The following is a 16,453-nucleotide window of genomic DNA, read 5'->3' as shown; positions in this document are numbered from 1 at the left end:
AGGGGGTCCGGGGCCGTCCTCCGGGAAAGACGCGAGCCGGGGTGGGAGGTGCCTGGGTGACGACGACGTACGACTGCGACGTGCTGGTGGTCGGCGGCGGGATCGTGGGCCTGTCGACGGCGTACGCGCTCACGCGGGAGGCGCCCGGGACACGCGTGACGGTCCTGGAGAAGGAGCCCGGCCCGGCCCGGCACCAGACGGGCCGCAACAGCGGGGTCATCCACAGCGGCATCTACTACAAGCCCGGCTCCCTCAAGGCGCGCTTCGCGGTGCGGGGCGCGGCCGAGATGGTCGAGTTCTGCGCGCGGTACGGCATCGCGCACGAGGTCACCGGCAAGCTGATCGTGGCCACCGAGCGCGCGGAGCTGCCCCGGCTGCACGCGCTGGTCCAGCGCGGCCGCGAGAACGGCATCCCGGTACGGGAGCTGGGCCCGCCCCAGATAGCGGAGTACGAGCCGGAGGTGACCGGCCTCGCCGCGATCCACGTGGGTACGACGGGGGTGTGCGACTACGGGGCGGTGGCGGCGCGTCTGGCGGAGCTGTCCGGCGCGGAGGTCCGCTACGGCGCGGAGGTCGTCCGCGTCGACCGGCGCGCCCCGCTCGGCGTCGCCGTGCGCACCGCCGACGGTACGGTGCTGCGCGCCCGCGCCCTGGTCAACTGCGCGGGGCTGCACAGCGACCGGGTGGCGCGGCTCGCGGGCGACGAACCGGGCGTACGGATCGTGCCGTTCCGGGGCGAGTACTACGAGCTGACCAGGCCCGGCCTGGTCAAAGGCCTGGTGTACCCGGTGCCCGACCCCGCCTTCCCCTTCCTCGGCGTCCACCTCACCCGGGGTGTGGACGGCTCGGTCCACGTCGGGCCCAACGCGGTGCCTGCGGCGGCCCGCGAGGGGTACGACTGGCGCACGGTGCGGCCGCGCGAGCTGGCCGGCACGCTCGCGTGGCCCGGCTCGTGGCGCATAGCCCGGCGCCACTGGCGTTACGGGGCGGGTGAGCTGCGCCGCTCCTGGTCCAAGCGGGCCTTCACCGATGCGGTGCGGCGGCTGCTGCCCTCGGTGACCGAGGCCGACCTGCGGCCCGCGCCGGCGGGGGTGCGGGCGCAGGCGGTGCTGCGGGACGGCACGCTGGTGGACGACTTCCTGATCCGTCAGGCGCCGCGGACGGTGCACGTCCTGAACGCCCCGAGCCCCGCGGCGACGGCGTCCCTCCCCATCGGCCGCGAGGTCGCGTCGCGCACCCTGACGGTTTTGCGCGACGCGTAGCGGTTTGGGTCAGCGCGCACCCCGTCAGTGCGGCCGCCCCTGACGGTCTCGGCGCGGGCCCGTGTCCGGGGCGGAGCCCCAGGTGCCCCAGGTGCCCCGGCTGCGGACCGTGGGCGCTCCCCGCGCAGTTCCCCGCGCCCCTGGCAGGGCTGGTGCCGGCCCGCACATACAGCCCGCCGCCCCTGGCGGTCTCGGTGCGGGCCCATGGAGGCAAACCCAGCCCGTCATGGGGGTCCCCCCTGGCCCTCAAGGCCTTGGGGGAGATTGAGGACGAGGCCGTTCAGGCCGCACGGGGTCTGGGGCGGAGCCCCAGGGGCGCCGACTGCGGGCCGTGGTCGCTTCTCGCGAAGTTCCCCGCGCCCCCGGCGGGGCTGGTGCCGGCCCGCGTGGGCATCCCCAGCGCGTAGGCCGGGCCGGGTTTGAGGGGGCGGGGTCGTAGGATTGGGGCATTGTGTCTGAGCACCCCCGCACCCCAGAAGCCCCGGCCCCAGCGACCGGCAAGGTCCTGCCGAGGGACAAGGCACCCCGCTTCCCCGGCGGCCCCGCCGCCGACCCCGCCGGCTCGCACCACGAACGCCGCATCCGCAGCTTCCAGCCCCGCCGCAGCCGCGTCACCACCGGCCAGGGCGAGTACCTGGAGCGCCTGTGGCCGGTGTGGGGCTTCGACATCGACGGGCTGCGCAAGATCGACCCGGCGGAGCTGTTCGACGGCCTCCCCGTCGTCCTGGAGATCGGCTTCGGCATGGGCGAGGCCACCGCGCAGATGGCCGCCGACGACCCCGCCACCGGCATCCTCGCCGTCGACGTCCACACCCCCGGCCAGGGCAACCTCCTCGGCCTCGCCGAGCGCGGCGGCCTGACCAACATCCGCGTGGCCAACGGCGACGCGATCATCCTGCTCCGCGAGATGCTGGAACCGGACGCCCTGGACGGCATGCGGGTGTTCTTCCCGGACCCCTGGCCCAAGAAGCGCCACCACAAGCGCCGCCTGATCCAGCCGGAGTTCCTGACCCTCGCCGCGACGCGGCTGAAGCCCGGCGCCGTACTGCACTGCGCGACGGACTGGGAGGACTACGCCGAGCAGATGCTGGAAGTCCTCGAGGCCCACCCCGACTTCGAGAACACCGTGGAGGGCGGCGGCTACGCGCCCCGCCCCCCGTTCCGCCCGCTGACCCGGTTCGAGGGCCAGGGCCTCGACAAGGGCCACGTCGTGCACGATCTGCTGTTCCGCCGGGTCGCCCGCACCGGGCCCGCCACCACCGGCGCCCACAGCGGGTAGTGCGGGCGCCGTCGCGCATTGTCAGTGCGGCTCGTTAGGGTCGTCCCGTGTCCTTCGAGCCGCTTCCGCATCGCCCACACCCCGGGCAGGGCGCCGGTGCGCCCCCGCAGCCCGGCCAGGCCCTCGCGCCCCGGCCGGTGCCGCCGTGCGCGGACGAGCCCCGGTTCGAGACGGTCCCGCCGGACCGGTCGAAGTGGCGCTACCGCCCGCGCCGCGACTTCTGGCGTTCCAAGGCGGTCCGCGCGGGCGCGCTGATCACCCTGCTCGCCCTGTGCGGCCTGGTCATCGTCGCGCTCGTACGGGAACAGACCGGCACCGAGGGGTTCTTGGTGGGCCTGGGCCTCGCGGTGCTCCCGGTGCCGTTGCTGGGCGCGGCGTTCCGCTGGCTCGACCGGGTCGACCCCGGCCCCTGGCGCAACCTGCTGTTCGCCCTCGCCTGGGGCGCCTGCGCCGCCGCCCTGGTGGCGATCATCGCCAACTCGTTCGCGACGCGCTGGATAGCCACCGCCACCGCCGACCCGTCATCCGCCGACCATCTGGGCGCCAGTGTCATAGCCCCGATCGTCGAGGAGAGCGCGAAGGCGGTGGCCGTCCTGCTGCTGTTCCGCTTCCGCAGACGCGACTTCAACGGGATCGTCGACGGTGTGGTCTTCGCCGGTTTCACCGCGACCGGCTTCGCCTTCACCGAGAACATCCTCTACCTGGGCAACGCCTTCGGTGAGGACCAGGCGAGCCACAGCGGCGGCTCGACGACGGCCGCGACGTTCTTCGTACGGGTCGTCATGTCGCCGTTCGCGCACCCCTTGTTCACGGCCCTGACCGGCGTCGGCTTCGGCCTGGCCGCGCTCTCGCCGCCCGGCAGGCGGCTGCGCCGGATCGCTCTGCCGCTGCTCGGCCTGGTCCTCGCGATGGGCATGCACGCCCTGTGGAACAGCTCAGCGCTGTTCGGGGCGTACGGCTTCTTCATCGTGTACGGGGCGGTCATGCTGCCGGTGTTCGGGCTGCTCACCTGGCTCGCGATAGGGAGCCGGCAGCGCGAGCTGCGTACGGTCGCCGCCGAGCTGCCCGCGTACGCGGCGGCCGGCTGGCTCGGGCCGGTGGAACCGCTCGCGCTGTCGTCGATGCGGGCCCGCGCGATGGCCCGCGACTTCGCCCACCACCGCTTCGGCGGCAAGCCGGCGGCGCGGGCGGTCGCCGAGTACGAGGCGTTCGCGACCACGCTCGCCTTCCTGCGCCACCGCGCCTACCGCCGCGCGGGCGCCACCGGCCCGGGCCCCGATTTCGCGGCGCGCGAGCAGGAACTGCTCCACCATCTGTGGGAGCGCAAGCCGGTCGCGGGGCCGGCGCTGCTGTACGCGGCGGGCGCGGCGGGCCGGATCTGGCTGCCCCCGCAGCCGCGCCCTCCGTACCCGGGCTCCCCGTACCCGTACGCGCAGCATCCGCCCGCCCATCATCCGTACGCCCAGCACCCGCACACCCAGCACCCCAACGCGCCCCGTCCCGGGTACGCCCCCCACGGACATCCGGACCCGTTCACGAGCCCCGCGCCGGGCGCCCAGCACAACCCCTACCGGTCCTGAGTCCCCTGAATCCGCCCGGCGCCCGTCACGCGGAGGCGGCCGTCAGCTCCGTGATCTGCGCGTCGGTGAGCTCCAGTTCGGCGACCGCGAGCAGCGCCGGCAGCTGCTCCACGGTGCGGGCTGAGGCGATGGGCGCGGCAACGGTGGGGCGGGCGGCCAGCCACGCGAGCGCCACCGTGGCGATCTCGGCGTCGTGCTCCTGGGCGATCCGGTCGAGCGCGGCCAGCACCTTGCGGCCCCGCTCGGTCTCCAGGTGCTTGCCCGCGCCCGCGGCCCGCGCGCTGTCCACGGACCTGCCCGGGCGGTACTTGCCGGTGAGGAACCCGGCGGCCAGCGCGAAATACGGCACGGCGGCCAGCCCCGCGCGCGACGCGGTGTCCTGGAGGGCGCCCTCGTAGGTGTCGCGCGAGACCAGGTTGTAGTGCGGCTGGAGCGCCACGTACTTGGCCAGGCCCTCGCGGTCGGCGAAGTCCAGGGACTCCTGGAGCCGGGCGGGGGTGATGTTGGAGGCGCCGACCGCGCGGACCTTGCCGTCCCGCACCAGCTGGTCGAGGGCGGTGACGATCTCCTCGACGGGGACGGTGAGGTCGTCGAAGTGCGTGTAGTACAGGTCGATGTAGTCGGTGCCGAGGCGGCGCAGCGACTCCTCGGCACCGGCCTTGATGGTGCTCGCGGCCAGCCCCTCGTACCGGGGGTGCGCGCCGACCTTGGTGGCGATGACGACGTCGGCGCGGTTGCCCCGGCCGGTCAGCCACTTGCCGATGATCGTCTCGGATTCGCCGCCGGAGTTGCCCGGGGCCCACTTGGAGTAGGCGTCGGCGGTGTCGACGAAGTTGCCGCCGCCCTCGGTGTAGGCGTCCAGGACGGCGAAGGACTGGGCCTCGTCGGCGGTCCAGCCGAAGACGTTGGCGCCGAGCGCGAGGGGGTGGACGGAGAGGCCGGAGCTGCCGAGTACACGCAGAGAAGTCATGGCTCCCCCCAACTCCCCGCCGGGCCCGCCTATTCCACCCCCAGCGGATGCGGACGGGGCGAATGGCCCCTGCGGGCCGGGCATGCCCCAACAACCGCGCCGGCACGAGGTGGTCAGCGGCGCGCGGAACCGCGAGGCCGGCCACGCACAGCCGGCGCCAGGGACCGGGACCGGGACCGGCTCAGGGCGTCAGGCCCTTGGACTGGAGCCACGCCATCGGGTCGAGGCCCGTGCCGGACGGCGCGTGCACTTCGAGGTGCAGGTGCGGCCCCGTCACGTTCCCCGTGGCCCCGACCCGTCCCACCACCTCCCCCGTGGACACCGTCTGCCCCACCGTCACCGCGAGCGAGGACTGGTGGCAGTACCAGAGCTCACTGCCGTCATCCAGCGCGATGACCGTGCGGTAGCCGTAAGCACCCGCCCACCCGGCCGACTTGACCGTCCCGGAGTGGATCGCCTTGATCGGCGTGCCCGTGGGCGCTGCGAAGTCGAGGCCGGTGTGGTGGCCCGAGGACCACATCGAGCCGGCCTCCCCGAACGTGGAGGTGATCGTGTAGGAGCCGACCGGCAGGGAGTAGGAGGCGGCCAGCTCGGCCAGCCGCTTCTCCTCGGCCTTCTTCGCCGCCGCCTCGTCCGCCGCCTTCTTCTCGGCGGCGGCCTTCGCCTGGGCCGCGTCCTGCTTGGCCCTGGCCTCTGCGGCCGCCTGCTCGGCCGCCGCCTTCTGCGCCGCGGCCTTCGCCTCGGCGGCCGCCCCGGCCTTCTGCTGTTCGGCCTGGTGCAGGATGCGGGCGCGCAGCGCCTCGCCCGCGTCGGTGACGCCCGCCTCGGCCTCGCTGGTGGAGAGCCCGGCCATGGTCAGCGGCGCCCCGGCGATCTTCTGGTCGGCCCGGGCCGCCGGGCTCTCGGACGCGTCCGCGCCGTCGTCGCCCGGGACGAGCCCGCCCACGCCCGGCAGGGAGCCGAGGCCGGGCAGGTTGTCGGTGAGGGAGTCGGGCAGGGATATGGAGACGGGGGGCCTGGGCTGCGCGGTCGCCATGCCGCCCGCGCCCACGGCGGCGATGACGCCGACGCCGAGGACGGTGGAGCTGCGGGCGAGCCCGCCGCGCTGCTTGGCCACCCGGTGCCGGCCACGGACGGAGCGTACGGACTCCTCGGTGGGGTCCCACTCCTCCCAGCTCTCGTTCTCGCCGGGCGCGTCCCCGTACAGCGGAGCAGAGGGGGCAGAGGTGCCGAAGGCAGGCTCGTTGGACGCCACGAGGGCGCGCTCCTTTCCATCCTTTTCGCCTACCGGGCCGGCGGCGGGCGTCCCCGGGCCGTCCGGGCTCTGGGGAGGGTCCGGAGCAGGAAGGCCTCCCGCGAGCGCCCGTGGCGGACGTCGCGATCGCCCCAAGTCGGTGGTTCCCCGGCTCCCTCGCGGGATTCGGCGCATGCGCACGGTGCCGCCTGTGCGACGGCTGGTACGACCGCGCTGCGTTATCGAACGTTAATAGACGGCGGGGGTTGATTCCAAGCCGTTCCCCACTGATCGTTAACAGCCATGGCCCGGGCTTACCGCCCATTGTCCGGACAAATCAGGCGAGTTGACGACCCCTCAAGGCCACTTCCGTCGCACCCATTTCCTGACAGTGTGTCAGTTGTTATCCGCGCCGGCCCGCGTCGGGACGGGCCCGCCGTGCCCCTACTTCACGATCCTGACCGTGCGTCGCCGCTCGGGCTGACCCTCCATCGGGCGGGCCACCGCGAGCAGCGCCATGTCGTCGCTCGCACCGCCGCCCGTGTAGCGGCGTACATCGTCGACGAGCGCGTCCAGGACCTCGTCGGGCCCCGGGAAGATCGCGCCGCGCAGGCGGGCGCCCGGGTTGTAGAAGATGCCCTGGCTGTCGCGTGCCTCGGAGAGCCCGTCGGTGTAGAGCAGCAGCGTCGTCCCCGGCGGGAAGGGACGCACATCGGCCCGGTCCGGCCACACGCCGAGGTCCGACATGCCGAGCGGCAGCGCGGGCTCCGCCGGCACGACCACGTCGAGGGATCCGTCCGGGTGCAGCAGGAACGGCTCGGGGTGGCCCCGGTTCACCAGGCGTACGGTGCCGTCGCCGTGCGGGATCTCGGCGAGCAGCGCCGTGGTGAACCCTTCGACCGCGTCGAGCCGGTCGCGCCGGGTGCCCTCGCGGGCAAGGGCCCGCTCCAGGCGCTGGGTCACCGCTTCCAGGGAGGACTCGTGCTCGGCCGCCTCACGGAACGCGCCGATCACCACGGCGACGGCCTCCACCGCCTGGAGCCCCTTCCCCGTACGTCACCGACGATGAGCCGGACCCCGTACGGCGTGTCCTGCACGGCGAAGAGGTCCCCGCCGATGAAGGCGTCCGCCTGCGCCGCCTCGTACCGCGCGGCCACGTGCAGGCCGCCGATCCGGGCTGCGGGCGTGGGCAGCACGGCGCGCTGCGCGGTCTCCGAGATGACGCGGGCGGACGCGAGCTGTTCGCCGCTGCGGCGCAGGATGCGGTTGATGACGAGGGCGAGCCCGCTCACCGTGAGCACGGTGAACAGCTCGCTCGCGCCTTCGCCGAGGTTGGGCAGATCGTGTATGAACCAGAGCGCCACGATGGCGACGACCGAGCCGAGCCCCACGGCCGCGGTGCCACGGCCCGAGTAGAACGGGGCGGCGGCGACCGGGGCGCCCGAGAACAGGGCGGCGGCCGTCAGATCGGGCGGGGTCGAGGCGTCGAAGGCGAAGCCGCCGACGACGAGGAGTACGGGGAGCGCCCGTACCAGGCGCTTTTCGCCTTCTGCTCGCTGCCGCACCAGTCCAGCCTTGCCGCTCGCGCGGCGCGGGGCGAATCGGAAGCGTCCAAGCGGGTGGGCACCGGCCTCCGCGCCCCGGCCCGCCCCGCCCGGCGGCTAGGCGGACAGCCGGCGGAGCCATTCCGCCAGAAGACGCTCCTCGGCTTCACTGAGGACGTTCTGGCCGGGCAGCGCGGCCCGCAGGGCGCGGGCGGCGCCGGCCGCGCCCTGCTCCTGGGACGGCGCCACTGGCGGCGGCGCGCCGAGCGCCCGTCCGCCTGAACGCGAAATGGCCCGGCACTGTGAACAGTGCCGGGCCATTTCGTTCAGTAGCGGGGACAGGATTTGAACCTGCGACCTCTGGGTTATGAGCCCAGCGAGCTACCGAGCTGCTCCACCCCGCGTCGGTAAACACAACTGTACGCCATTCAAAGGGGTGCTCCGCACCATTTACCGGCGGGCCGTGAACCCGCGAAGAAACGATGCCGCAAGCGCGCGACATCCTGCCGTCCCACGTAGTCATCAGGGGTATGCACGCGCATCGAGGAACGACCGGACGGGCGGGGACCGAGTGAAGCCAGCACAGGAGGACGCGTATCTGGAGTTCGTGGCCGCGCGGGCCAGGGCGCTGTACCACTCGGCGTACGTGCTCGCGGCCGGCGACAGCCATCTCGCCGAGGACCTGGTCCAGGAAACCCTCAGCCGGGTGTACATCCACTGGAACCGGGTGGCCCGCGCGGACAGCCCCGCCGCCTACGCCCAGACGGTTCTGGTCCGCGCCTTCCTCAGCCTGCGCCGCCGGCGGAGCTCCGGCGAACGCCCCGTCGCGGCCATGCCGGAGAACGCGGCGTGCGGCCCGGACGCCGCGCTGCGCCTGACCCTGCTCGACGCGCTCGGCCAACTCCCGCCCCGCGACCGGGCGGTGCTGCTCCTTCGGTACTGGGAGGACCGCAGCATCGAGGAGACCGGCCGGATGCTCAAGCTGAGCAGCGGCGCCGTCCGCTCCCAGGGCACCCGCGCCCTCGGCAGGCTGCGCGCGCTGCTCGGCGACAGCCTGACCGACCTGGTCCCGCACTGAGCGCCGCGCCCGCCCCCCGCCCACCCCACCCACCTCTCCCTCCCGGCGCCGAACCCACCGGCACCAGGACATCCGCCGCCAGAAAAGGTGACGCCAGCATGCCGTTCGAAGCAGACCTGACCCACGCCCTGCGCCGCACCACCGACTCCCTCGAACCCGACCTCACCGCGCTGGTGAGCGGGGCCGTCGAACGCGGCCGGGCCCGCCGGCGGCGGCGCGGCGCCCGCGCCGTCCTCATCGGAGCGGGCACCTGCGCCGTGCTCACGGCGGCCGCCCTGGCGCTCCCGGGCGAGCTGGCCGCCCTCCACTCACCTCACTTCACGGGTTCCGACATCGAACCGGCCGCGCTCGCGCTGCCACGCTCCGAGATCAAGGACACCGAGATGATCCAGGCCGTGGAGAAGATGTTCCCCGGGGCCCGGTTCAGCGAGGCGACCGGGCAGAGCAACAACCCGTCCGACCCGTCCGCCGGATACGTCGCCAACGGCGAGGTGACCCTCGACGACGGGCACGGCGCCGCGCGGGTCGGCGTCTCGGCCGTACGGCTGAAGCTGCCGCTGAAGGACGGCGACGGGCTGAGCTGCGAGCAGACGCCCGCGCGCGCCAAGGGCGACACGTGCGCGGTGAGCGAGCTGCCGAGCAGCGCCGCGCTTCCCGGCGGCGCCCGGGTGATGACGCAGGTGAACGCGGCCGAGCAGCCGGCACGCGCCGACACCGCCCACCGCTGGACGGTGACGGTGACGCTCAAGTCCACTGGCGCGCAAGTGCAGTTGGTCCAGTGGAACAGCACCGGGGGCGGCGACGGCGCCCACACCCCGAAGCCGACCCGACCCGCTCCCCCGCTCACCGAACAGCAGGCGGTGACCGCGCTCACCGGCGCGATCTGGGCGCCGGTCCTCGGCGCGGTCGCCTGAACCGGCGTCCGGCTGCGAAACTGCCCGGGTGTCAGACACCAACTCCCCCGCGCACCAGGGCGCTTCGGCCATCCACCCCGGTAAGTACGCGCGCGTCGAACGCGAACGACGGTTCCTGATGCCCGGCCCGCCGGACCCGTCGACGGTGACGGCCACCCGGATGATCACCGACCGGTATCTCACGGGTACGCGCCTGCGACTGCGCCGCGTCGAGCTCCCGGACGGCACCCTCGAACGCAAGCTGACGCAGAAGGTGCCTGCGCCACGCCCGGGCGGCACCGGGGGCGTACAAGGCCTGATCACCAACACGTACCTGTCGGCCACCGAGTACGACCTGCTCGCCACACTGCCGGCCGAGGTGCTGACCAAGACGCGTTGCAGCGCGCCTCCCCTGGGCGTGGACGTCTTCGGGGGCCACCTGCGCGGACTGGTCCTGGCCGAGGCCGAGTTCACGACCGACGAGGAGGCGCACGCGTTCGCTTTCCCCGCGGGATGCGTGGCGGAGGTGACGGACGACCTCCGCTTCACGGGCGGCCGACTCGTCGGGGCCACGCGCCGGGACCTGCTCGCCTGGCTGGCGGAACACGGCCTGCACCCGGAGTGACCCCCTACAGATCATCGACGCCCTCGCCGCCCGCCTCACGGGTCCGAACGCCGCGCCGCGTGCGAAGCCGGCCATCGGCGTACCGCTCGGCCTCGGGGCCCTGTACGTAACCGTCCGTCCAGGCCGACCAGCCCACCGGGCGCTGAGCAGCCCGTTCCCGCAATCACCCGTGCACTTTCACGAACACTGGAGTTCCTCATGGCCAAGGGCTACTGGGTCAGCGTCTACCGCGCCATTTCCGACCCCGAGAAGCTGGCTGCCTACAACAAGCTGGCCGCTCCGGCCGTCGCGGCCGGGGGCGGGCGACTGCTCTCCCGCGACGGGCGGGTCGTGGCCCACGAGAAGGGCGTCACCGAGCGCGTCATTCTGATCGAGTTCGACAGCTTCGAACAGGCCGTCGCGGCCCACGCCAGCGAGGCCTACCAGCAGGCGCTGCTCGCCATGTCCGACGGCGTCGAGCGCGATTTCCGCATCATAGAAGGCCTCTAGGCGGAAGGCCTCCTGGCGCCAAAAGCGCGAGGGCGGCCAGCCACATCCGTGCGCACTTGGACGCCGTAGCCGCCGAACTCAACAGCCGACCACGCAAAAAAGCGTTCGGCTGGGACACCCCAGCCGAACGCCTCGCGCAGCTCCTGGAGACAACCAGTTGATCACTGTGACGCGACGACCGCCGGAATGCGCCTCTCGGCGCTGGGAGGGGTCACGCGGGTGGCGTCACCCCCAACAACCCGACGTGCTATAGCCCGCGTAGTTGTTGTTGTAGACGTAGAACCAACCGTTGCCGTTCGATGTCCCGCAAGCGGTGTACCGGCCGCCCAGGATGACGCTGTTCGCACCACAGGCCCACGTCTGCCCCTTCAGGGCAGTGGTCACCAGAGCGGCACTGGTACTGGCACTGGCGCGGATGGCCACGTTTTCCACTGCTGTCGCCTTGCCGTCGCTACAGGCCGTGTTGGACCTGAGCTGGGTGGAGCCATCCGCCGCACCGGCGACTCCCGGAAGGCCAAGGCCGACGACGGCGGCAACCGCCAGCGTCACCGTCAGCCTCGATCGCATGATCTTTCCCATTGAGCCCCCTTTGATCGGCATTTGCGCGGTAGGCACCGACAAGTAGCGCCCCGCCCCCGCACCCGGTCAAGCGCCCTGAATGAGGTTGACCTGTTTTCCACGAGAACTCGTGGTGGAGGAACTGGAGCGCTCACGCATCCGGCCGGAAGGTGACGTTGTCCTCGTCGGTGCCGGCCGGCTGGATCGCCAGAGCCAGAGCCTGATCCGCGTGCCGAGCGGTCAGCGGCACAACCAGCGTGGCCGACGAACCTGCGGGGGTGGACACGTGCAGCAACTCCTCGCGTGCGACGGGCAGATCAGGCCGGGGGCGCGGACGACAGCAACTGCCCCATGGCAGCCAGCACGGCCGGCTCCACCCGGTAGTAGACCCATGTCCCCCGCCGCTCGGACGACAGCAGCCCGGCGTCCTTGAGCCTCTTCAGATGGTGGGAGACGGTCGGCTGGGACACACCGACATCGGAGATGTCGCACACACACGCCTCGCCGCCCTCGTGCGAGGCGACCGCCGAGAACAGCCGCAGTCGGACCGGATCGCCGAGCGCCTTGAACATCTTCGCGGTCCGCTCGGCCTCCTCCGCGCTCAACGGGCGCTCGTTCAGTGGAGGGCAGCAGGGCACCGCCGGTGCGTCGGCCTGGTTCAGGACCGGCAGCTCGACCTCGCCCGAGGCCCCACGTGAATTCGACATACGTCAATATTGACATCTGCCGATCCAGTGCGCCAAGCTCCTCTATATCGAAGAACGTCGAATCAGTTCGGATGATCGACGGAGTCCCTGTCTTGAACCGCCCCACCCTGCCTCAGGAGCATTCGATGAGCGAGAACACCGCCGCGCTGCCCGTCGTGGTCATCGGCGCGGGCCCCATCGGCCTGGCTGCCGCCGCCCACCTGGTCGAGCGCGGCATCGAACCGTTGGTCCTGGAGGCGGGTCCAGCCGCAGGCAGCGCGGTGCGCGACTGGGCGCACGTCCGGCTCTTCTCCACCTGGGCCGAGGTCGTCGACCCGGCCGCCGAGAGGCTGCTCGCCCCCACCGGCTGGGTCAAGCCCGACGGTGCCACGTACCCGACCGGCGGCGACTGGGCCGAGCGCTACCTCCAGCCGCTCGCCGACATCCTCGGCGAACGCGTCCGCTACGGCGCCCGGGTCACCGGCGTCTCCCGCACCGGACGCGACCGCGTAGTGGACGCCGACCGTGACCAGCAGCCCTTCACCGTCCACATCGAGTACGCCGACGGCACCGGGGGCCGCCTGTTCGCCCGCGCTGTCATCGACGCCTCCGGCACGTGGTCGACGCCCGGTCCGCTCGGCGGTGACGGCCTCAGGGCCCTGGGTGAGAAGGCCGCGGCCGCCCATATCTCCTACCGCGTCCCCGACCTCAAGGACCCTTCCGTGCGGGCCCGTTACGCGGGTAGGCGCACCGCCGTCGTCGGCTCGGGTGCCTCCGCCTTCACCGCCCTGGCCGCCCTCGCCGGGCTGGCGAGGGACGAGCCGGGCACGCACGCCGTGTGGATCCTCCGGCGCGGCATCAGCGGCTCGACCTTCGGCGGCGGCGAGGCTGACCAACTTCCCGCCCGTGGCGCCCTGGGCCTGGCCGCCAAGGCCGCCGTCGAAGACGGCCACGCCGACGCGGTGACCGGCTTCCGGACGGAGGCCGTGGAGACGACCGAGGACGGCCGCCTGGTGCTGGTGGGCGAGGACGGCCGCCTCCTCGACCCGGTCGACGAGGTCATCGGACTCACCGGCTTCCGCCCCGACCTGTCCTTCGTCGACGAGCTCCGTCTCTCCCTGGACGAGCGTCTCCGGGCCCCGGTCGATCTGGCCCCGCTGATCGACCCCAACGTGCACTCGTGCGGCACCGTCTACCCGCACGGCGCGGGCGAGCTGTCCCACCCGGAGAAGGACGTCTACCTGGTCGGCATGAAGTCCTACGGCCGCGCACCCACCTTCCTCGCCATGACCGGCTACGAGCAGGTCCGCTCCATCGCCGCCGCCCTCGCGGGCGACCACGAAGCCGCCGGACGCGTCGAACTGACGCTCCCCGAAACCGGAGTGTGCGGCGGCGCCGGCCTGTTCGACGAGCCCGACACCGCCGAGGTCAGTGACGGCGGTGGCTGCTGTGCCGCCCCGGCCGCTCTCCAGATCGGCACCGAAGTTCCGGCACCTTCCGGGGGCTGCTGACCAGAGGCGGATAACCGCCGGGCCCACGAGGACGAGCCCGGGGCCGCGACCGGAACGGGGGGCCGGTCGCGGGCCCCCGTCATGATCCCCCCGGCGCTGTCCGTCAGGGTGTGGAGCGTTCGGCAAGGAGGAGCCCGAGCGGCCCGGCCGGCAACAGGAAGCGCCCTTCTTCGGCCGCTTGAACAGGGGTCGGCATGGGCCACCAGAGGGCTTGAAGTCCCTTTCCGCAGGCTTGTGTTGCCGTGGTCCCAAGGACAGTTCGCGGGCTTCGAAGAGGTGGATGCGTGCGGTCGAGCCGAGAGTCGGAGCGGCGTTGTCGTGGCTGTCGCGGAGCGCGAGCGTGCTGGTGCCCGGCCTGAACACGGGAACGGCGTGCAGCGCGCTCGAACCCGTACATCGCCGCCCGCTGGGGCTGACGGCACACGGGTGGGGACGCGCGGCGGGCAGGGGGCCGGGGGCTTCGCCGAACGCGGCGTGCCCCAAAACAGCGGAGCGCCCCGGCCGATGAACCCCGGCCGGGGCGCTCCCGTGCAGGTCAGAGGGGGTAGCCCCTCCGCCACTCGATGTAGGCCATGTCGGACTCGAACCGACAACCAACGGATTAAAAGTCCGCTGCTCTGCCAATTGAGCTAATGGCCCTTGGCGAGTCACCCCAGAGCATAGCCGGACAGCGCCCGGCAGCCGATCGGGTATCCGTTGTCGGGCTCGTCACGGGTGCGGGACCAGCGTGTCGGGCCCGCCCGTCCGGGCCTCCCGCCAGGGGCCGCCGTCGCCGACCGGGCGCCCGCCGGGGCCCGCCGCACCGGCACCCCCGCGCCACCCCCGCCACCGCCACCGCCACCGCCACCGCCACCGCCAGCCGGGATCGTCGCCCCGCCACCGACCGGGGCCACCCGCCGGGGGCCCGCCGCACCGGCAACCCCGCGCCACCCCCGCCACCGCCGACCGGGATCGTCGCCCCGCCACCGACCGGGGCCGCCCGCCGGGGCCCGCAGCTCCGGCAACCCCGCGCCGCCCCCGTCACCCCGGCGCGCCCCGCGCCGCACGCCGCCCCGCTCCCTCCTCACTCCCCCCGCAGGAACCAGTGCCGGGCCGACGCCAGCCACCACGCGGCGGCGAAGCCCAGGACCGCCAGGACCGCCAGGGGGGCGTAGTTGAAGGTTTCCCAGGTCACGGGGGAGACCTGGGGGAGCATGAACAGGACCGTGATGACCGTCACCCAGGCCACCGCCACGATGCCGACCGGGCGGGACCAGCGGCCCAGGTGCCAGGGGCCCGGGGTGAAGGCGTCGCCGCGCAACAGGCGCAGCAGGGTGGGGATGACGTACGCGATGTAGAGGCCGATCACCGCGATCGAGGTCACCGCCGCGTACGCCGTGACGTTGATCAGGTACGGGAGGCCCAGGACCAGCGCCGCGCCTGCCGCGAGCCAGACCGCCGCGACCGGGGTGCGCGTGCGCGGGCTCACCGTGTGCCACAGCCGCGAGAAGGGCAGCGCGCCGTCGCGTGAAAAGGCGTAGATCATGCGGGAGTTGGCCGTCACCGACGCCATGCCGCAGAAGAGCTGGGCGCCGATCACGACGAGGAGCAGCAGCTTGCCGCCGGTCTCGCCGAGGGAGTCCAGGAGGATCTGGGCGGGGGGCGCGCCCGTGTCGGAGTTGAGCTGGGTGTCGTACGAGCCGATCGCGTACGTGAAGCCGAGCAGGAGGACGAAGCCCGCTATCCAGGACGTCCAGATGGAGCGGACGATGCCGCGCGGGCCGGCCGTCGAGGCGTCGTGGGTCTCCTCCGTCATGTGCGCGGACGCGTCGTACCCGGTGAAGGTGTACTGGGCCATCAACAGGCCGATCAGGACGACGTACACGCTGTTGGTGAAGCCCGTCTCGTTCACGAAGTCGGTGAAGACGAACGACGTCGAGCGGTGCGTGCCCGGCACGAGGGCCAGGGCCGCCACGATCGCCACCACACCCAGTACGTGCCACCACACGCTCACGCCGTTGAGGAACGCCACGATGCGCACGCCGAAGGTGTTCAGGAGCCCGTGCAGCAGCAGGATCGCCGCGAAGAGCCCGATCGTGCGGGCCGGGGTGACCTCGAAGCCGAACTGGAGGTTCAGGTACGCCCCGAGGAACGACGCCGCGCCGAAGTCCACGCCCGCCGTCACAGCGATCTGGCCCAGCACGTTGAACCAGCCCGTGAACCACGCCCAGGCGGCGGCCTGCCGGGGCGGGGCCAGGCGGTGCGCCCAGAAGTAGAGCCCGGCCGAGGTCGGGTAGGCCGAACAGATCTCGGCCATCGCGAGGCCGACGACCAGGGTCATCAGACCCACCGCCACCCAGCCCCAGGTGATGAGGGCGGGGCCGCCGGTCTTCATGCCGTACGCGTACATCGTCAGGCAGCCGGAGAGCACAGAGATGATCGTGAACGAGACGGCGTAGTTGGAGAACGCCGACATGCGGCGGGCGAGCACCTGCTTGTAGCCCAGCTGCGCCAGGCGTTCCTCGTCCGACCCCGGGCTTCCCTCGCTTGTGGTGCCGACGTCATTTGTCATGCCCCCAGCGATTCCCCGCCCCCGGGTACGGCATGCGCCGACGGGTGGCCGGGATCGGACCGGATCGGACCGGATCGGACCGGATCGGACCGGATCGGATCGGATCGGCCGGTCATCGGGGCGGCCGGGCCCGGGGTACGCAAAAGGGCCCGTACGCCACCGAGCAGGCGGGGTACGGGCCCTGATGAACCGT

15 protein-coding genes, 2 tRNA genes and 1 pseudogene are annotated in these 16,453 nt (G+C 72.9%); 8 read left to right on the top strand and 10 right to left on the bottom strand.

All coding sequences use genetic code 11. The annotated features are described in order from the left end of the window. The first annotated feature begins 56 nt into the window (after nt 1-56). From lhgD to ABR738_RS21965, 3 genes are all read left to right on the top strand, one after another. A complete protein-coding gene (gene lhgD, locus ABR738_RS21975; protein ID WP_350231688.1) occupies nt 57-1,262 on the top strand; it encodes an L-2-hydroxyglutarate dehydrogenase in 1,206 nt (401 codons plus the stop codon). A gap of 505 nt (nt 1,263-1,767) precedes the next feature. After that, on the top strand, nt 1,768-2,541 hold the full coding sequence (gene trmB / locus ABR738_RS21970; RefSeq protein ID WP_350234680.1) for a tRNA (guanosine(46)-N7)-methyltransferase TrmB: 774 nt from the start codon (nt 1,768-1,770) through the stop codon (nt 2,539-2,541). A 137-nt stretch (nt 2,542-2,678) separates the two neighbouring features. Next, nucleotides 2,679-4,121, top strand: coding sequence for a PrsW family intramembrane metalloprotease (locus tag ABR738_RS21965; RefSeq protein ID WP_350234678.1), 1,443 nt, complete (start codon nt 2,679-2,681; stop codon nt 4,119-4,121). 25 nt (nt 4,122-4,146) lie between these two features. Here ABR738_RS21965 and ABR738_RS21960 read toward each other — a convergent pair whose 3' ends face one another. From ABR738_RS21960 to ABR738_RS21940, 5 genes and pseudogenes are all read right to left on the bottom strand, one after another. Next, entirely contained in the window at nt 4,147-5,091 is a 945-nt protein-coding gene (locus tag ABR738_RS21960; protein ID WP_350231687.1) for an aldo/keto reductase, read from the bottom strand. 181 nt (nt 5,092-5,272) lie between these two features. Further along, a complete protein-coding gene (locus tag ABR738_RS21955; protein WP_350231686.1) occupies nt 5,273-6,346 on the bottom strand; it encodes a M23 family metallopeptidase in 1,074 nt (357 codons plus the stop codon). Between the two features lie 423 nt (nt 6,347-6,769). Beyond that, nucleotides 6,770-7,893 (bottom strand): annotated as a pseudogene (locus ABR738_RS21950) (PP2C family protein-serine/threonine phosphatase). A gap of 93 nt (nt 7,894-7,986) precedes the next feature. After that, the gene (locus ABR738_RS21945) at nt 7,987-8,118 is read right to left on the bottom strand and encodes a hypothetical protein (protein ID WP_502964123.1); all 132 of its coding nucleotides are present in this window, start codon (nt 8,116-8,118) and stop codon (nt 7,987-7,989) included. Nucleotides 8,119-8,199: 81 nt separating this feature from the next. Then, a tRNA-Met gene (locus ABR738_RS21940) sits at nt 8,200-8,273 on the bottom strand. A 167-nt stretch (nt 8,274-8,440) separates the two neighbouring features. Between ABR738_RS21940 and ABR738_RS21935 the strand changes: the two genes are divergently transcribed. From ABR738_RS21935 to ABR738_RS21920, 4 genes are all read left to right on the top strand, one after another. Further along, nucleotides 8,441-8,947 carry a SigE family RNA polymerase sigma factor gene (locus ABR738_RS21935; protein ID WP_350231685.1) on the top strand — a complete coding sequence of 169 codons (507 nt, stop codon included), beginning with the start codon at nt 8,441-8,443 and terminating at the stop codon, nt 8,945-8,947. 98 nt (nt 8,948-9,045) lie between these two features. Further along, nucleotides 9,046-9,861, top strand: coding sequence for a hypothetical protein (locus ABR738_RS21930; protein WP_350231684.1), 816 nt, complete (start codon nt 9,046-9,048; stop codon nt 9,859-9,861). Nucleotides 9,862-9,889: 28 nt separating this feature from the next. Further along, on the top strand, nt 9,890-10,465 hold the full coding sequence (locus tag ABR738_RS21925; RefSeq protein ID WP_350231683.1) for a CYTH domain-containing protein: 576 nt from the start codon (nt 9,890-9,892) through the stop codon (nt 10,463-10,465). A 198-nt stretch (nt 10,466-10,663) separates the two neighbouring features. Further along, complete coding sequence (locus ABR738_RS21920) at nt 10,664-10,954, top strand: DUF1330 domain-containing protein (protein WP_350231682.1); 291 nt, start codon at nt 10,664-10,666, stop codon at nt 10,952-10,954. A 225-nt stretch (nt 10,955-11,179) separates the two neighbouring features. On the opposite strand, the gene ABR738_RS21915 is transcribed toward ABR738_RS21920, so the two are convergent. The 3 genes from ABR738_RS21915 to ABR738_RS21905 all read right to left on the bottom strand — a co-directional run bounded on the left by ABR738_RS21915 (nt 11,180) and on the right by ABR738_RS21905 (nt 12,219). After that, nucleotides 11,180-11,533 carry a hypothetical protein gene (locus tag ABR738_RS21915; RefSeq protein ID WP_350231681.1) on the bottom strand — a complete coding sequence of 118 codons (354 nt, stop codon included), beginning with the start codon at nt 11,531-11,533 and terminating at the stop codon, nt 11,180-11,182. A gap of 130 nt (nt 11,534-11,663) precedes the next feature. After that, nucleotides 11,664-11,798 (bottom strand): hypothetical protein, encoded by a 135-nt coding sequence (locus ABR738_RS21910; protein ID WP_350231680.1) that lies wholly within the window; start codon nt 11,796-11,798, stop codon nt 11,664-11,666. A gap of 31 nt (nt 11,799-11,829) precedes the next feature. Next, on the bottom strand, nt 11,830-12,219 hold the full coding sequence (locus ABR738_RS21905) for an ArsR/SmtB family transcription factor (RefSeq protein ID WP_350231679.1): 390 nt from the start codon (nt 12,217-12,219) through the stop codon (nt 11,830-11,832). Nucleotides 12,220-12,344: 125 nt separating this feature from the next. On the opposite strand from ABR738_RS21905, the gene ABR738_RS21900 reads away from it, so the two are divergent. Continuing rightward, nucleotides 12,345-13,709, top strand: coding sequence for an FAD-dependent oxidoreductase (locus ABR738_RS21900; RefSeq protein ID WP_350231678.1), 1,365 nt, complete (start codon nt 12,345-12,347; stop codon nt 13,707-13,709). A gap of 566 nt (nt 13,710-14,275) precedes the next feature. On the opposite strand, the gene ABR738_RS21895 is transcribed toward ABR738_RS21900, so the two are convergent. Both ABR738_RS21895 and ABR738_RS21890 read right to left on the bottom strand, forming a co-directional pair. Further along, nucleotides 14,276-14,348: transfer RNA gene (locus tag ABR738_RS21895), tRNA-Lys, on the bottom strand. A gap of 424 nt (nt 14,349-14,772) precedes the next feature. Next, nucleotides 14,773-16,260 carry an amino acid permease gene (locus tag ABR738_RS21890; protein ID WP_350231677.1) on the bottom strand — a complete coding sequence of 496 codons (1,488 nt, stop codon included), beginning with the start codon at nt 16,258-16,260 and terminating at the stop codon, nt 14,773-14,775. Nucleotides 16,261-16,453: the final 193 nt, after the last annotated feature.

Origin of the sequence: Streptomyces sp. Edi4 (assembly GCF_040253615.1) — a bacterium.
In the GTDB taxonomy this organism is placed as follows: Bacteria; Actinomycetota; Actinomycetes; order Streptomycetales; family Streptomycetaceae; genus Streptomyces.
The sequence above is the reverse complement of the archived record's forward strand: the minus strand, read 5'-3'. Positions and strand labels throughout refer to the sequence as shown.